Origin of the sequence: Cellulophaga sp. RHA19 (assembly GCF_002813425.1) — a bacterium.
Taxonomy (GTDB): Bacteria; Bacteroidota; Bacteroidia; order Flavobacteriales; family Flavobacteriaceae; genus Cellulophaga.
The window spans coordinates 2,419,998-2,434,642 of record NZ_PHUL01000001.1; the positions used below are offsets into that span (position 1 = coordinate 2,419,998).

The window sequence follows — 14,645 nt, forward strand, 5'->3', positions numbered from 1 at the left end:
TGGTTAGTTAATATAGTTTGTAATTACACTTTGCCAAATTTGGTATCCTTTGGCGTTCATATGTAGGTTGTCTTGGGTAAAAATATCTGGTTTTAACTGTTTGCCATTTAGCATAGGTTTCCAAACATCTACATAAGTTATGTTAGGGTTTTTCTTTGCTAAGTTTTTGTATTTTCTGTTTAGTTTTTTATAGTTTCTTTTTAGGTGCCACCTAGCAATACTAGGTTTAACAGAGATTAAAACAATTTGTGTATTGGTATTGGCTTTTTTTATTTTGTTAATTATTTCTGTTAGTTGTGATAGTACTAACTTGCAACTTCTATCACCTGCAATATCATTATCACCTTCATAAATAAAAACCTGCTTGGGGTTGTAATTTAAAATTAAATCATCTGTAAATAACAGTAAATCTTCGGTTGTAGAGCCACCAAAACCTGTGTTAATAATATTTTTATTAGGAAAATCTTGTTCTATAGTTTTCCAATATTTAATACTAGAACTGCCTGTAAAAACTATAGTAGGTTCTGTGCTATTACGTTTACTTTCATATTTTTTTTGAAGCTTTTGTACTTCATTGTAAAAACGATGTGTGGTTTGACTATGTCCTAAAAAGGATACAAATAAAAAAAGTGATAATAAAATTCTCATACTTTCAAATATAATGTTAATATAAGTTCTATGTTGTTGATGTGTGTTTATTTTTCGACAGGTAACGTACATTACCCGATACAGGTATTTTGCACATACATTACAATGTACTTAGTAGAATATAAAGCATATTAATAACAAGCTCTTTTTTAATTAATTATGGTTTGCGTCTTAACATTTTCTAAAAGAAACGATTAACCATAAAAATAGCATTACTTTTGCATTTAATTTTACGAACAGACTTTATTAAAAAGTTATGGTTTATCAATACTAATTTATGACATTTAAGAACTTAGGTTTATCTAATAATCTATTAAAAGCAATAGAGAAAAAGGGGTATACTACTCCGTCTCCAATACAAGAAAAAGCAATACCGCCAGTTTTAGAAGGCAAAGATGTTTTGGCATCTGCACAAACGGGCACAGGTAAAACTGCAGGTTTTACATTACCATTATTACATTTATTATCAGAAGAGAAAACATTAAGGCATAGGCCAGTACGAGCTTTAATACTAACACCAACAAGAGAGTTAGCAGCGCAAATATTTGCTAACGTAAAAGAATATAGTGAGTTTTTAGATTTACGCTCTGCGGTAATATTTGGTGGAGTAAACCAAAAGCCGCAAATAGCAAACTTAAAAAGAGGAATGGATGTTTTGGTGGCAACACCTGGGCGTTTATTGGATCTTCACAATCAAAGGTTTTTATCTTTAGACAAAGTAGAGATTTTTGTTTTAGATGAAGCGGACCGTATGTTAGATATGGGTTTTTTACGTGATATAGAACGCGTAATGAAATTAATACCAGCAAAGCGTCAAAATTTAATGTTTTCTGCAACTTTTTCTAAAGACATTAAAAAACTAGCTCACGGTATTTTAAACAACCCTGTGCAGGTTGAAGCTACTCCAGAGAACACTGCCGTAGAAGTAATTCAGCAAAAAGTGTACAGAGTTGCAAAAGGTAAAAAAACGGGTTTAATTATCAAGTTAATATCAGACGGTAATTGGCAACAAGTTTTAGTTTTTACAAGAACTAAACACGGAGCTAATAATTTGTGTAAAAAAATGATTGCAGCAGGTATTTCTGCAGCGGCTATTCACGGTAATAAAAGTCAGGGTGCGCGTACAAAAGCACTAGAAGGTTTTAAAAAAGGAACACTACGTGTGTTAGTAGCTACAGATATTGCTGCTCGTGGTTTAGATATTCCTTTGTTACCACACGTAATTAATTTTGAGATCCCAAATATATCTGAAGACTATGTGCACCGTATTGGTAGAACAGGTAGAGCAGGAGCAAGTGGTGAGGCTGTATCTTTGGTAAGTGCAGATGAAACATCTTACTTAAAAGACATTCAAAAATTAATTGGAATGCAAATTCCTGTAGAAATAGTAGAAGGTTTTGAACCAGATCCTAATGCATCAACAAAACCCATAAAACAAGGGCAGCGTGGTGGTTCTAGAAACTCTAGTAACAGACCTAAAAAAGCAGGATCTAAAAATGGTTCTAGTAATAATCGTAAACCTAAACGTAATAACGACCGCAGGTCTAACAATAAACGCAATTAATAATAATGCAAAAGTCTAATGACCCTTTACACGGTGTAAAACTAGCAACTATTATAGATGATCTAGTAGACTTTTACGGCTGGGAGTATATGGGTAACACAGTTAATATACGCTGTTTTACCCATAGACCTACAGTAAAATCTAGTCTTCATTTTTTACGTAGAACACCTTGGGCACGTACCAAAGTAGAAGAGATGTATTTACAATTGTTGCAGGAAAAAGAGAAACAATAACCTTGTGCTTGTTTTAAGGTAAATTACTAGTCTTTTTTATGTTTTTAAAAAAGATAGTATTTGTACTTTTACCAAAACTTTTTACAGGATGAACTCCAGAAGCAAACAGTTACAAGCAATAGATAGGTTACTTACCATAATGGATGAATTGCGAGAGCAATGCCCTTGGGACAAAAAACAAACCTTACAAACTTTACGTCATTTAACCATAGAAGAAACGTATGAGTTGGGTGATGCTATTTTGGATAATAATCTGGAAGAAGTAAAAAAAGAGTTAGGAGATTTATTACTGCATATTGTTTTTTATGCCAAAATTGGTAGTGAAACTAGTGATTTTGATATAGCTGATGTAGCAAACGAGATTTGTGATAAGCTAATTCATCGTCATCCACATATTTACGGAGATGTAAAGGTAGAGGATGAAGAAGAGGTAAAACGTAATTGGGAAAAATTAAAACTAAAAGAAGGTAAAAACAGTGTTTTAGAAGGTGTTCCTAAAAGTTTACCAGCATTGGTAAAAGCAAGTAGAATACAAGATAAAGTTGCTGGCGTAGGGTTTGACTGGGAAGAGCCACAACAAGTATTTGAAAAAGTACAAGAAGAGTTAGCAGAATTACAAGTAGAAGTAGATGCTGCTAACCAAGATAAAATAGAAGCAGAATTTGGTGACGTTTTATTTTCTATGATAAATTATGCACGTTTTTTAAAGGTAAACCCAGAAGATGCTTTAGAGCGTACTAATAAAAAATTTATAAAAAGGTTTCAGTATTTAGAGGGTAAAGCTAAAGAAATGGGGAAATCTTTAGAAGATATGACACTTGCAGAGATGGATGTTTTTTGGAATGAAGCAAAAAAAGAAAACTAATAGTAAGTAAAACTAAAAAATGATTTAATTTCATTTTTTTTAAAGTATTCAAATAAATTGAAACAATACACTAAAGAATTTAAATATAACTTAAAACTGGCATTCCCTGTAATATTGGGGTTATTAGGTCACACTTTTGTTGGTTTTGCAGATAATATAATGGTAGGTCAATTAGGTACAGCACAATTGGCTGCTGTGTCTTTAGGAAATAGCTTTGTGTTTATAGCTATGTCTTTTGGTATTGGTTTTTCTACTGCAATTACACCATTAGTAGCAGAAGCAGATGGTGCCAATAATGTAAATGATGCTAAAAGTGCTCTTAAACACGGAATTGTTTTATGTACTGTCTTAGGACTTTTTTTGTTTGGTGTAATACTCTTGGGTAAACCATTAATGTACTTAATGAAACAGCCTCCAGAGGTGGTAGAATTAGCAATTCCTTACTTAGATTTAGTTGCTTTTTCGTTAGTTCCTTTAGTAATTTTTCAGGCATTCAAACAATTTTCAGATGGTTTATCACAAACCAAATACCCTATGTATGTTACTTTAATAGGTAATGCTATTAATATACTTTTAAATTACCTATTGATTTTTGGAACTTTTGGTTTTCCAAAATTGGGTATTATAGGAGCTGCCATAGGTACACTAGTTTCTAGAGTTGCAATGGTTGTTTTAATATGGATAATGCTAAAACAAACTAAAAAGTTTCATAAATACGTTACTGGTTTCAATTTTAGAAAAATAGAAAGCAAAGTAATGAACAAGATTATGAAAATTGGTTTTCCGTCTGCATTACAAATGTTTTTTGAGGTAGCTATTTTTACAGCTGCAATTTGGATCAGCGGTGTTTTAGGTAAAAACCCGCAAGCAGCTAACCAAATAGCTTTAAACTTGTCTAGTATGACGTTTATGGTAGGTATGGGACTAGGTGTAGCTGCAATGGTACGTGTAGGTAACCAAAAAGGTTTGGGTAATTTTAAAGATTTACGTAGAATGGCACAATCTATATTTTTACTAACATTTTTATTAGAGGTTATTTTTGCAGCTTTATTTTTAATATTTAGACATTGGTTACCAACAGTGTATTTAGACGTAAATGATGCCGTAAACATAGTAGATAATACAGAAGTTATAGTAATAGCAGCTCAATTATTGTTAGTAGCATCATTTTTTCAAATATCAGACGGATTGCAAGTTGTAGTACTTGGTGCATTACGTGGCTTACAAGACGTAACAATACCTACGGCAATAACATTTGTTGCGTATTGGCTAATTGGTTTTCCTATTTGTTTTTATTTAGGGTTATACACCCCTTTAAAAAGCACTGGAATTTGGATAGGTTTACTGGCTGGTTTAACTGCTTCTGCCGTTTTACTATATATTAGATTTAATTACTTAACAAAAAGATTAATACTTAATACAGAAGAATAATTATGGATTTTCCTAAGTTTTTATTGGGTGATAACACAGACTACCCAACAGCTATATTTATTATACATACAGATTACCCTAGGTTTATAATTAATTTAGAGGATGATGAAGTAGAGTGGTTAGAAGATTTTACTAAAGAAGATGAAGAGGAATTAACTGAAGAAGCAGAAAAACTAATTGCAGAGGCTACTGCTTTTTATGACAGAGAAATTGCTCGTTACGAAGAATAACAGACTATTATGCTTGAAGAATTAATACAGTACGATACTAACTTTTTTTTATATTTAAATAATCTTGGTACTTCTACTTGGGATAGTTTTTGGTTATTTATAACTAATAAAGTAAATTCTATACCATTGTATGCCGTGTTGTTATTTTTTACATACAAGCAAGTAGGTATTAAAAAAACATTAGTAATTTTAGTGTCTATAGGTATTTTAATAGGAGCAACAGACCAGTTGGCTAATTTTTTTAAATACGGAGTAGCACGTCTAAGACCTTGTCATAATCCAGAATTAGATGGTTTGGTGCGCTTAGTTAAGAGTTCTTGTGGTGGTAAATATGGTTATTTTTCTGCTCATGCAGCAAATTCTTTTGCTGTAGCTGTATTTTTTGGAAATGTACTTAAAAACAAATTTAAATACGTAAAAGTATTACTGCTTACTTGGGCAGCATTTGTTGCCTATAGTAGAATATACATTGGTGTGCATTATACATTAGATGTTGCTACAGGTATTGTAATTGGTAGCTTTTTAGGATTTGTTTTTTATAAGCTAATGCTACTTATGTCAGTAAAATTAAAGTTGTAATTAATTCTCTTTTTTAAATATGTAATCGTTTAGTGGAGCTAAAAATATTAAAATAAATATTGCTCCAAAAACAAGTTCGTAAACTTCCCAAGTTCTACCAGATGGGTTACTTATAACTAAGGCTGTTGCAGCTAAAAAAGCTATGGTATGGTGCCATTTTACAATAGGAACAGCAAACATATTTACAAGGTTTTTAAACCATTGTTGTTTTCTGTATAAAAAAGGAGATACAATTAGGTATAAAACCATAACCACCATTAGTAATTGACTAAATATTAGTTTATTTACCTTGGTTTCTCCAACGACCATATTGTGTAAGTTGGTTTCTCCTTGTGCATTATTTTCTATAAAAAACTCGCTAGACTGTACTTCAAATATTCTTTGTCCCCAAGAAACTTCTTCGCCAGCACCAAATAAAAACAAAATAGCAAATAAAAAGGTTCCTATTTTCCAAGTAATAGATTTTCCTTTAGAGATGGTAAATAACCTATAAATACAAATAAGACTTATAATAAAAAGCATTAATGCAGTACCGTATTCTACAAGTCCGTCTTCTTGAGCATAAGATTGATCAAAAAAGGCACTGTCTGTTAAACCAAAATATAGTCCAACACTACAGATTACAAATAAAACTGCGTATACTATTTTATCTCTTGTTTTCATTTTTATTTATTTAGTAATATTCAAAGGTAATAATTGGTTGTAAAAGGTGAGTTATACTTTGGTAAGATTTTAACTTTTTAGCTTAGTAGTTTCTTTTATCAACCTTATAATTTATGTATTTGTGTTTCATCCATAAATAGGCAAAACAATCTGCTAAGGGGCCTAAAGATCTGTTCCAAAAGCCAAATTTAGTTTTGCCTGCAATTCTAGGAAAGTGTTGTACAGGAACTTGTTTAATTTTTCCGTTTTGTAACAATATCATTGCGGGTAAAAACCTATGTAAACCTTTAAAAATAGGTATTTGCTTTGCGTAATTTGTTTTAATCACTTTTAAAGGGCAACCAGTATCTTCTACACCATCATTGGTAAAAGAGCGTCTTATTTTATTTGCTAGGGTAGAGGATAGTTTTTTTAAACCGGAATCTTTCCTGTTTATTCTAATACCAGTAACTAAGTCGTACTTTGGTGTGTATTCTAATAGTAAATTAAAATCTAAGGGGCTTGTTTGTAAATCGGCATCAATGTAACCAACTAGTTCTGTTGTGGCTTCATCAAAACCAGCTTTTATAGCAGCTGTTAATCCGTAATTTTTATCAAAAAGTAAATAAGAAAAATTAGAGTTGTTTGCACAAATTTGCTCTAATAGTATTTGACTATCGTCTTTTGAGCCATCGTTAATAAATAGAACACAAGTTTTTTTTGTAGCAATTTTAAGGTACTCAGTTAGCTCTTTATCTAATCTGTTAATGTTATCTTCTTCATTGTAAATAGGTACAATTATAGTAAACTCATACTTCATAATATACAAACTAATTGTTGGTCTTATTTACTATGTAACTTTAATAATTTGTCTGCAGCAGAAAAAGGAGATGTTTTATTGTTTATAACGGCATTTATAGCGCCTTTTAATTCTGCCTTTACATTTTTATCATCATAAAACTGTTGCTTTAGCTGGTCTTCTATAGTTTGCAATAACCAATATTTGTTTTGCTGTTGTCTTTTTGTATCAAAAAAGCTATTTTTAGTATTGGTGTCTACGTAGTCTTTAATAGTTTCCCAGACCTCTGTAATACCTATATCTTCTAAGGCAGAACAGGCAAGTACTTTTGGTACCCAACCATTATCTTGTGTTTTTAATAAATGTAATGCTCGTGCAAATTCTACTCGCGCTTTTTTGGCACGTTGTACATTATCACCATCAGACTTATTAATTACAATAGCATCTGCCATTTCCATAATACCACGCTTAATGCCTTGCAGCTCGTCACCAGCACCAGCTAATTTTAACAAAAGAAAAAAGTCTACCATACTATGTACGGCAGTTTCACTTTGGCCAACACCAACAGTTTCAATTAAAATAACATTATAGCCAGCAGCTTCACAAAGTACAATGGTTTCTCTGGTTTTACGGGCAACACCACCTAAAGAGCTACCAGATGGCGATGGTCTAATAAAAGCATTTTCGTCTTTTACCAGCTCTTCCATACGTGTTTTATCACCTAAAATACTACCTCTAGTAACAGTGCTTGTAGGATCTACAGCTAACACAGCTACTTTGTTTCCTTGGGCGGTAAGTCGTTTTCCAAAACGTTCTATAAATGTACTTTTACCAACACCAGGAACTCCTGTAATACCAATTCTAACACTTTTTGTTTTGTGAGTTAAACAGCGCTCAATAATTTCATTAGCCTGTTTGGTATGCTCACTATTGGTACTTTCTATAAGTGTTATAGCTCTGCTTAAAGCGGTTTTGTCACCTTTTAAAATACCATTGGTTAAACTATTTGTAGACGGTAACTCTCTTCTAAATTTTTTAATTTTAGAAGCACTCTTGGAACTTATATTTTTATGTGTGCTCAATATTATTTGCTAATAGGTACGTTAACTTTGGTTTTATCCCAAGCTAAAGTTAAGTATGGTTGTTCTTTGTCTTCAAAGTTAATAGTAAATCTTTCTTTAACCGAATCTAATTTTGTTACAGGTACAGAAACAGTCACAAGATCTTCTGAAGCATTTCTGGTAGTTTCTGCACCACCACTTAAAATAGTAACTCCCCAATCTGGAACCTCTTTATTAAAAATAATATCCCAACTATCTTTATTGGGTCTAGACCATATAGAGTAAGTACCTGCGGGTAGTTGTTTGCCACCTACTTTAATTGCAGAAGAAGTTTTAAATATAGTAGGTTCATTAGCGCCAGTTCTCCAAACTTTATTATAGGGAACAAGAGAACCAAAAATTTGGCGGTCTTTTTTAGACGGACTACAATAAACTACATTTAAATTATAACCGTTTTTAGTATAGGTGGCAGTCTCCTCTGGACTAAACTTTTTTGTTTGCTCTTTCATCATAGGCATACCAACAAATACAGTAAGTAAACCAAGTACAGTTACTGTAATTATCATCCATTTTATAACTTTCATATTGTGGTTATTTTTTTAGATTTTTTCTAAGTTACTAAATCTTGCTTAATTAAGAATCCCCAAAATTGTACTTTAACTTGCGTTTTATATAAAGTGTAAAATTGCTATAAATTTATAGTGATAACTATAAAAATCTAAAAATAATTTATGTTTTTGCAACATCTGTTATTTTATGTCGTCCTTTAAGCAACAAACAAAACCAAACCCAATAAATAATTAATGTTTACGTCTGATATTATTAAAAAATGCAAGGCAAACAACCGCAAAGCTCAAATGCAGCTTTATAAACAGTACTGTAATGGTATGTATTGCGTGGCTATGCGATTTTTAAAGAACGAAGGTGATGCAGAAGACGTAGTACAAGAAGCTTTTATTAATGCTTTTGAAAAAATAGAACAATTTAGTGGAGATGTAACCTTTGGAGCTTGGTTAAAAAAAATTGTTGTACATAAATGTTTAGATTTTATTAAAGCGAAAAAAGACAAGTATGTAGCTTTAACAGAAACTAATTTAAGAGTAGTAGAGGATGATGATTGGGTGGTTGAAGATACGGTAACACTACAACAAATAAAATTTGCAATAACGCAATTACCAAATAACTACCAATGTGTGGTGCAGTTGTATTTAATTGAAGGGTATGATCATGCAGAAACATCGGGCATATTAAACATAACGGAGTCTGCTTGTAGAACTCGGTTATTAAGAGGTAAAGGGTTATTAAAAGAACTTTTAAAAGAGAAAAGATATGGGACAGGATCTTAGAAAAATATTTAAGGAAGAAAGAGCTAAAGAAAAGCACACCTTAAACAAAGGGCATATCTCTAGGTTTGAAGATAAGTTAAACGCTGCTATGCCTGTACCAAAACAAAATAAATGGTTTGTTTACAAAATTGCAGCAAGTGTAATTGTATTGCTTACTATTTCTATTTTGGTTTATAACAATCAATCTAAAAAAACAACAATAAAAAGTACAGTAGTAGACATAGATAAACCATCTAAAGACCAAGAGGGTATAACACTTGGAGCTTTATCTCCAGATTTAAAAAAGATTGAAGATTATTACAAAGTAAACATCAACTTAGAGCTGTCACAATTACAAGTTTCTAATGATAATAAAACATTGGTAGATAGTTATATGGAGCGCCTAGCGGAGTTACATAAAGAATACCAAGACCTTAATACAGAGTTAAATACCATTGGGCCTAATGATCAATTAATTTCTGCTTTAATTAATAATTTGCAATTGCGATTGCAGTTGCTACAAAAACTAAGAAAAAAGTTAAACGAATTAAAAAGCAATAAAAATGAGACAATTAGTGTGTAAAAGTATAGTGGCGGTAGCAATATTAGCTAGTGCAAGCATATATGCCCAAAAGCAAACAAAAGTATTTAAAGAAGTGTTTAATGTAGATAAAAATGCTGTTCTAGATTTAGATACCAATAATGCAGATATAGAATTTGATACTTGGAACAAGAGTGTTATACAGGTAGAAGCTACAATTGAAGTAGAGGGTATGTCTGCAGATGAGGCAGAAAAATACTTTATACGTAATAAGATGGATATTTTAGGGAATTCTGCTAAAGTTACTGTGTCTACAGGCGGGAATAATTTTTTTAGCAAAACAGATACTTTTGCTAATGCCCATCCAATACATTTTAATACGTCTAATTTTCCTACTCGTTTTTCTTTTAATATGGATACCATAAGTATAGATACCATAATGGTAGACTATGACTTAAAAGATTTAAAATTTGCAGACTTTGATTATGAAGAATATGAAAAAGGAGGTAAGGAGTACATACAAAAGTGGCAGAAAGAGTTTCAAAAAGATATGGGAGCTAAAAACGAAGCCGAAATACAAAGATGGGTAGCAGAAGTAAAAAAGAAAGCTATATTAACTCAAAAACAATCTAAACTTTTAGCAGCGAGACATAAGGTGCTTGCAGAAAAGGTAAAAGCTAAAGTGTTAAAAGCGCATCACAAAGGAGATGTAATTTATATAGATTCTAATGAGTTTTACACTAGTCCAAATACATTTTATATTTCTAAGGATGGTGGTACAAAGAGTTTAAAGGTTAAAAAAACAATTAAAATTAAAATGCCTAAATCTGCAACCATAAAAATGGATGTACGTCACGGTAAAGTAAAACTAGCCGAGAATACTATAAATATAAACGCAAACTTGACTTACTCAAGTTTACTAGCTTCTACTATAAACGGAGATAAGACGTATGTAAATGCGTCTTATTCTCCTATTTATGTAAGTAATTGGAATGTTGGACAATTAAAAACCAGTTATGCTAAAGATGTAGATCTAAAAATGGTAAAAGAACTTACTCTAAGTTCTGTATCATCTAACATTACTATAGACCAGTTGTTAAAATCTGCTTTTGTAAAAAACGATTTTGGCAATGTGCAAATAAACGCTATATCTTCAGACTTTAAAGATTTAGATATTAGCATTACTAACGGTGAGTTAGAAGCCGCTTTACCAAAATCTTCTTACACTATATATGTAAAAGGTAAATCTTCTAAAATAGCAACGCCAACGTCTTTATCTTTAACTAAATCTTTAAATCAGAATATAGTAGTGCATAAAGGATACAATACCTCAAAAAACACAGCAAAGTCTATTAATATAGATGCATCATATAGTGATGTTGTTCTAAAGTAACCTTGCTTTAATGAGTACCTTTTTTTAATAACTCAGGAAACTTACTTTTAAATTTATTTAACCTAGGTACAGATACATTTTTTATATAAGAGTTATTAGGATGTTTTTTTTCGTAATCTTGGTGGTAATCTTCTGCCTCGTAAAAAGTTGTAAAAGCAGTAACCTCCGTAACAATTTTAGAACTGTACACTTTTTCTTTTGTCAGTTTAGCAATGTAATCTGTAATAATTTTTTTCTCTTCTTTATTCTTGTAAAAAGCAATAGATCTGTATTGTGTACCTCTGTCTGGTCCTTGACGGTTAAGCGTAGTTGGGTCTTGTGAGCCAAAAAACACTTTTACTAAACTAGCATAAGAAACTTCTTTAGGATTATAATATACAACCACAGCTTCTGCGTGTGTGCTATTACCGCTACCAACTTGCTCGTAAGTAGGATTTTTTTCTTTACCACCAGCGTAGCCAGACACCACTTCTTTAACTCCTTTAACGCTTTCAAAAACAGCTTCTACACACCAAAAACAACCACTAGCAAAATAAGCGGTTTCGTATGAGCTTAAATCTTGATTTAGGATTTCTGTATTAGCTTTTGTTTCATCCTTAGTTTTATTTTTAGATGAACAACTTGTAGATATTAATATAGTACATAGTACAAATGCAATTTTTACTGTTCTCATAAATTTCCTTTTTATAAATTAGTGCGCTGCTTTTAAAAATACTTACAAAGGCATAACTATTTTAAAGATAGATTAACATTTTACCTATGCAAAATATAGAGAGTTTATTACAGTCAGTAACAACTGGTTCTACATCAATATTAAAAACAACTAATAACAAAGATAGTTATGCAGCTTTAGATTTGTCTATAGATAATAAAGAATTAGCTACAGTAGATATTACAAATGCAACTGATTGTGAATCTTATATTCAGCAAATTTTAAATAAAACAAATAGCACAATTGCATTTGGAGGCTATTTGGAGAAAAGAAATTTGTATGCTAAAAATGCAAATTTCTCTAAACTAGAAGAGGCTGCTCGTAACATACATTTAGGTGTAGATTTTTGGGCAGATGCAGGAGCAAAAGTTATAGTTCCTGTAAATGGAGTAGTGCATAGTTTTAAAAATAATGCTGTGTTTGGAGATTATGGACCTACTATTATATTAAAGCATACTGTAGATGGTCAAACATTTTACACCTTGTACGGACATTTAGCACTTTCTTCTTTAAATGATATGTATGTTGGTAAAGAATTTACAAAAGGGGCTGTTTTAGCAACTTTGGGAACAGCTGAGGTTAACGTAGGTTATGCGCCACATTTGCATTTTCAAATAATTATAGATATTAAAGATTATATGGGTGATTATCCTGGCGTTTGTACTACAAAAGATTTAGATTTTTATAAGAAAAACTGTCCTAATCCTAATTTGTTACTTAAAATGTAGCTTCTTTTTTAAGATAAAATGCACCTTAGATCGATTAGCAGTTTTTTGCTTTTTTACAGTTATCGATGTTATTTTACCGTTTATCATAAATTTTGTCAGACACCGAAAAATAAGTCGGTTTAAGCGATTTAGATTTAGTAACCCTAAGCTTGATAGTAATTTTACAGTATCAAAACTAAGTTACTATGAAAGCTATTATCGCTTTATTATTTGTTCTTACAGTAAGCGTTGCAGCACAAGCACAAGAAGCTAATGTTTCTACTGTATTAAAATCAGATACTAAAGAGGTTAAAGCAACTGTAGTAAAGGAAGCGGTATTACAGCAAGAAGCTAAAGTTGCTCGTTTGTACAAGTTTAAAAATTCTAAAATTAAAAAAGCTTTAGCTTTTACTACAAAAAAAGCTGCATCTAAAATAGCTTAATAAATTTCTTACTCCTTATAATTCTCTTTGTTTTTAAGATGATAGATATTTCGTTTATCTAAAAAAACCTCCACAATACTACTAACAGGTTTTACTTTGTATTTGTAAAATTTAAGATGAATGTTAACAACATTTATTTTATTACAATTCATCTATAGTTAAGTGTTACTCATCCACAATCATCAATTTAAGTTGTTTTTGGTTGGTAGCTTTGTAAAACAAAACAAAAGTATTATGAAAACTGTTATCACTTTATTATTCGTTATTGTATTAGGATTAACTGCACAAGCAAAGGAAACTAAAACTACACCTGTTTTAAATGTAGAAAACACGGAAGTAAAAACAGGAGAAGTAAAAAAAGAGGTAATTAAAAAAGAGGTAGTTAAGAAAAAAGTTGAGGTAGTACGTTTGTATATGTTTAAAAATGCAAAAATTAAAAGAGCTTTAGCATTTACAATTAAAGATGTGGTAACTAAAACAGCTTAATTAAATATACTATAACTTTTGTTTTACATAAATATGTCTTACCCTAAACTGCATATTTATTTTCTTTGTTGCACAATATCTGTTGTAATGCACATAATTTTCGATTAGCAGATTTTACCCAATTTACAGTCATCGACGATTTTTTACACTTTATCATAATTTTTGTTAAACAGCGAAAAATATGGGGGTTTAAGCGATTTAGATTTCTATAGCTTTATGTTGGTAGTAATTTTACATCAACAAACAAAGTTACTATGAAAGCTATTATCACTTTATTATTCGTTATTACAGTAAGCATTACAGCACAAGCACAAGATGCTAATGTTGCTCCTGTATTAAAAATGGATAGTAAAGAAGTAAAAGCTGCTGAAGTTAAAAAGGAAACTTTAAAAGAAGAAAATCAAGTAGCACGTTTGTATAAGTTTAAAAACTCTAAAATTAAAAAAGCATTAGCTTTTACAACTAAGAAAGCAAAAAGTAAAATAGCTTAATATCAGTTAGATAGTTGTTTTTTAGTGAATTTATGATTACTTTTTAGTTAACAGTTGTAATGTTTGTTTTTTTGGATAAAGTGTTAGTTAACATAAATACTACTATTTTTTAATAGGTAGTTCATCTAAGTTATTGCAGATCAACGATAAAAAAGTGTTTTTAAACGAGTTTGAAAATAGATGAGTGAGCTTGGGTTGTAATTTTATAGTAAATAAAACCTATTTATGAAAACTCTAGTAACCTTATCTTTTATACTCTGTGTTGGTTTTTCTTTACAAGCACAAAAAGCTAAAAAGTCACCTCTTAATAAAGTTGAAATAGTAAAGGTAGCTTCAATAGTAAAAGAGACTACAGTTAATAAGAATATTAAAAAGAATAGCGTAGCACGTTTGTATATTATAAAAAATGCAAAAATTATAAAAGCGTTATCTTTTGAAACAAAAGCAAATAAAGCAAAATTAGTTTAATTATGATATATATAACTTTAATTACCG

Annotated in this window: 20 protein-coding genes; 14 read left to right on the plus strand and 6 right to left on the minus strand. The window is 30.9% G+C overall.

All coding sequences use genetic code 11. The annotated features are described in order from the left end of the window. Positions 1-3: 3 nt before the first annotated feature. Positions 4-648 carry an SGNH/GDSL hydrolase family protein gene (locus AX016_RS10560; RefSeq protein WP_100895575.1) on the minus strand — a complete coding sequence of 215 codons (645 nt, stop codon included), beginning with the start codon at positions 646-648 and terminating at the stop codon, positions 4-6. A gap of 277 nt (positions 649-925) precedes the next feature. On the opposite strand from AX016_RS10560, the gene AX016_RS10565 reads away from it, so the two are divergent. From AX016_RS10565 to AX016_RS10590, 6 genes are all read left to right on the plus strand, one after another. Next, positions 926-2,212 carry a DEAD/DEAH box helicase gene (locus tag AX016_RS10565; RefSeq protein ID WP_100895576.1) on the plus strand — a complete coding sequence of 429 codons (1,287 nt, stop codon included), beginning with the start codon at positions 926-928 and terminating at the stop codon, positions 2,210-2,212. 5 nt (positions 2,213-2,217) lie between these two features. After that, the gene (locus AX016_RS10570; protein WP_100895577.1) at positions 2,218-2,445 is read left to right on the plus strand and encodes a VF530 family DNA-binding protein; all 228 of its coding nucleotides are present in this window, start codon (positions 2,218-2,220) and stop codon (positions 2,443-2,445) included. A gap of 88 nt (positions 2,446-2,533) precedes the next feature. Beyond that, positions 2,534-3,310 carry a nucleoside triphosphate pyrophosphohydrolase gene (mazG, locus tag AX016_RS10575; RefSeq protein ID WP_100895578.1) on the plus strand — a complete coding sequence of 259 codons (777 nt, stop codon included), beginning with the start codon at positions 2,534-2,536 and terminating at the stop codon, positions 3,308-3,310. A gap of 57 nt (positions 3,311-3,367) precedes the next feature. After that, a complete protein-coding gene (locus AX016_RS10580; protein ID WP_100895579.1) occupies positions 3,368-4,741 on the plus strand; it encodes an MATE family efflux transporter in 1,374 nt (457 codons plus the stop codon). 2 nt (positions 4,742-4,743) lie between these two features. Continuing rightward, complete coding sequence (locus AX016_RS10585; protein ID WP_198519426.1) at positions 4,744-4,971, plus strand: hypothetical protein; 228 nt, start codon at positions 4,744-4,746, stop codon at positions 4,969-4,971. Positions 4,972-4,980: 9 nt separating this feature from the next. Beyond that, entirely contained in the window at positions 4,981-5,550 is a 570-nt protein-coding gene (locus AX016_RS10590; protein WP_100895581.1) for a phosphatase PAP2 family protein, read from the plus strand. Here AX016_RS10590 and AX016_RS10595 read toward each other — a convergent pair whose 3' ends face one another. The 4 genes from AX016_RS10595 to AX016_RS10610 form a co-directional block, all read right to left on the minus strand. Continuing rightward, entirely contained in the window at positions 5,551-6,213 is a 663-nt protein-coding gene (locus AX016_RS10595) for a hypothetical protein (protein ID WP_100895582.1), read from the minus strand. Between the two features lie 82 nt (positions 6,214-6,295). Continuing rightward, complete coding sequence (locus tag AX016_RS10600; RefSeq protein ID WP_100895583.1) at positions 6,296-7,012, minus strand: glycosyltransferase; 717 nt, start codon at positions 7,010-7,012, stop codon at positions 6,296-6,298. Positions 7,013-7,035: 23 nt separating this feature from the next. Next, entirely contained in the window at positions 7,036-8,073 is a 1,038-nt protein-coding gene (gene meaB / locus AX016_RS10605; protein ID WP_100895584.1) for a methylmalonyl Co-A mutase-associated GTPase MeaB, read from the minus strand. Between the two features lie 2 nt (positions 8,074-8,075). Further along, positions 8,076-8,636: a DUF2911 domain-containing protein gene (locus tag AX016_RS10610; RefSeq protein ID WP_100895585.1), complete on the minus strand. Its 561-nt coding sequence runs from the start codon at positions 8,634-8,636 to the stop codon at positions 8,076-8,078. A 219-nt stretch (positions 8,637-8,855) separates the two neighbouring features. On the opposite strand from AX016_RS10610, the gene AX016_RS10615 reads away from it, so the two are divergent. The 3 genes from AX016_RS10615 to AX016_RS10625 are packed head-to-tail and all read left to right on the plus strand — an operon-like array spanning position 8,856 to position 11,311. Beyond that, a complete protein-coding gene (locus AX016_RS10615; protein ID WP_100895586.1) occupies positions 8,856-9,398 on the plus strand; it encodes an RNA polymerase sigma factor in 543 nt (180 codons plus the stop codon). Next, positions 9,382-9,960 carry a hypothetical protein gene (locus AX016_RS10620; RefSeq protein WP_100895587.1) on the plus strand — a complete coding sequence of 193 codons (579 nt, stop codon included), beginning with the start codon at positions 9,382-9,384 and terminating at the stop codon, positions 9,958-9,960. Before AX016_RS10615 ends, AX016_RS10620 begins: the two co-directional genes overlap by 17 nt. Continuing rightward, positions 9,941-11,311 (plus strand): hypothetical protein, encoded by a 1,371-nt coding sequence (locus AX016_RS10625; protein WP_100895588.1) that lies wholly within the window; start codon positions 9,941-9,943, stop codon positions 11,309-11,311. Before AX016_RS10620 ends, AX016_RS10625 begins: the two co-directional genes overlap by 20 nt. Positions 11,312-11,318: 7 nt before the next feature. Here AX016_RS10625 and msrA read toward each other — a convergent pair whose 3' ends face one another. Beyond that, positions 11,319-11,984, minus strand: a complete 666-nt coding sequence (gene msrA / locus AX016_RS10630; protein WP_100895589.1) for a peptide-methionine (S)-S-oxide reductase MsrA — start codon at positions 11,982-11,984, stop codon at positions 11,319-11,321. A gap of 86 nt (positions 11,985-12,070) precedes the next feature. On the opposite strand from msrA, the gene AX016_RS10635 reads away from it, so the two are divergent. From AX016_RS10635 to AX016_RS10655, 5 genes are all read left to right on the plus strand, one after another. Continuing rightward, entirely contained in the window at positions 12,071-12,751 is a 681-nt protein-coding gene (locus AX016_RS10635; protein ID WP_100895590.1) for a peptidoglycan DD-metalloendopeptidase family protein, read from the plus strand. Between the two features lie 185 nt (positions 12,752-12,936). Next, entirely contained in the window at positions 12,937-13,173 is a 237-nt protein-coding gene (locus tag AX016_RS10640) for a hypothetical protein (RefSeq protein WP_100895591.1), read from the plus strand. Between the two features lie 234 nt (positions 13,174-13,407). Next, a complete protein-coding gene (locus AX016_RS10645) occupies positions 13,408-13,659 on the plus strand; it encodes a hypothetical protein (RefSeq protein ID WP_100896848.1) in 252 nt (83 codons plus the stop codon). Between the two features lie 254 nt (positions 13,660-13,913). Then, positions 13,914-14,150 carry a hypothetical protein gene (locus tag AX016_RS10650; RefSeq protein ID WP_100895592.1) on the plus strand — a complete coding sequence of 79 codons (237 nt, stop codon included), beginning with the start codon at positions 13,914-13,916 and terminating at the stop codon, positions 14,148-14,150. Positions 14,151-14,375: 225 nt separating this feature from the next. Then, positions 14,376-14,618 (plus strand): hypothetical protein, encoded by a 243-nt coding sequence (locus tag AX016_RS10655; RefSeq protein WP_100895593.1) that lies wholly within the window; start codon positions 14,376-14,378, stop codon positions 14,616-14,618. Positions 14,619-14,645 lie beyond the last annotated feature (27 nt).

What these genes read in the sequence shown, in the direction of transcription:
- AX016_RS10640 (WP_100895591.1), top strand. Translation starts at nt 12,937, where the DNA reads ATGAAAGCTATTATCGCTTTATTATTTGTTCTTACAGTAAGCGTTGCA.
- AX016_RS10635 (WP_100895590.1), top strand. Translation starts at nt 12,071, where the DNA reads ATGCAAAATATAGAGAGTTTATTACAGTCAGTAACAACTGGTTCTACA.
- AX016_RS10600 (WP_100895583.1), bottom strand. Translation starts at nt 7,012, where the DNA reads ATGAAGTATGAGTTTACTATAATTGTACCTATTTACAATGAAGAAGAT.
- mazG (WP_100895578.1), top strand. Translation starts at nt 2,534, where the DNA reads ATGAACTCCAGAAGCAAACAGTTACAAGCAATAGATAGGTTACTTACC.
- AX016_RS10645 (WP_100896848.1), top strand. Translation starts at nt 13,408, where the DNA reads ATGAAAACTGTTATCACTTTATTATTCGTTATTGTATTAGGATTAACT.
- AX016_RS10615 (WP_100895586.1), top strand. Translation starts at nt 8,856, where the DNA reads ATGTTTACGTCTGATATTATTAAAAAATGCAAGGCAAACAACCGCAAA.
- msrA (WP_100895589.1), bottom strand. Translation starts at nt 11,984, where the DNA reads ATGAGAACAGTAAAAATTGCATTTGTACTATGTACTATATTAATATCT.
- AX016_RS10585 (WP_198519426.1), top strand. Translation starts at nt 4,744, where the DNA reads ATGGATTTTCCTAAGTTTTTATTGGGTGATAACACAGACTACCCAACA.
- AX016_RS10625 (WP_100895588.1), top strand. Translation starts at nt 9,941, where the DNA reads ATGAGACAATTAGTGTGTAAAAGTATAGTGGCGGTAGCAATATTAGCT.
- AX016_RS10655 (WP_100895593.1), top strand. Translation starts at nt 14,376, where the DNA reads ATGAAAACTCTAGTAACCTTATCTTTTATACTCTGTGTTGGTTTTTCT.
- AX016_RS10590 (WP_100895581.1), top strand. Translation starts at nt 4,981, where the DNA reads ATGCTTGAAGAATTAATACAGTACGATACTAACTTTTTTTTATATTTA.
- AX016_RS10610 (WP_100895585.1), bottom strand. Translation starts at nt 8,636, where the DNA reads ATGAAAGTTATAAAATGGATGATAATTACAGTAACTGTACTTGGTTTA.
- AX016_RS10565 (WP_100895576.1), top strand. Translation starts at nt 926, where the DNA reads ATGACATTTAAGAACTTAGGTTTATCTAATAATCTATTAAAAGCAATA.
- AX016_RS10560 (WP_100895575.1), bottom strand. Translation starts at nt 648, where the DNA reads ATGAGAATTTTATTATCACTTTTTTTATTTGTATCCTTTTTAGGACAT.
- AX016_RS10595 (WP_100895582.1), bottom strand. Translation starts at nt 6,213, where the DNA reads ATGAAAACAAGAGATAAAATAGTATACGCAGTTTTATTTGTAATCTGT.
- AX016_RS10650 (WP_100895592.1), top strand. Translation starts at nt 13,914, where the DNA reads ATGAAAGCTATTATCACTTTATTATTCGTTATTACAGTAAGCATTACA.
- AX016_RS10570 (WP_100895577.1), top strand. Translation starts at nt 2,218, where the DNA reads ATGCAAAAGTCTAATGACCCTTTACACGGTGTAAAACTAGCAACTATT.
- AX016_RS10620 (WP_100895587.1), top strand. Translation starts at nt 9,382, where the DNA reads ATGGGACAGGATCTTAGAAAAATATTTAAGGAAGAAAGAGCTAAAGAA.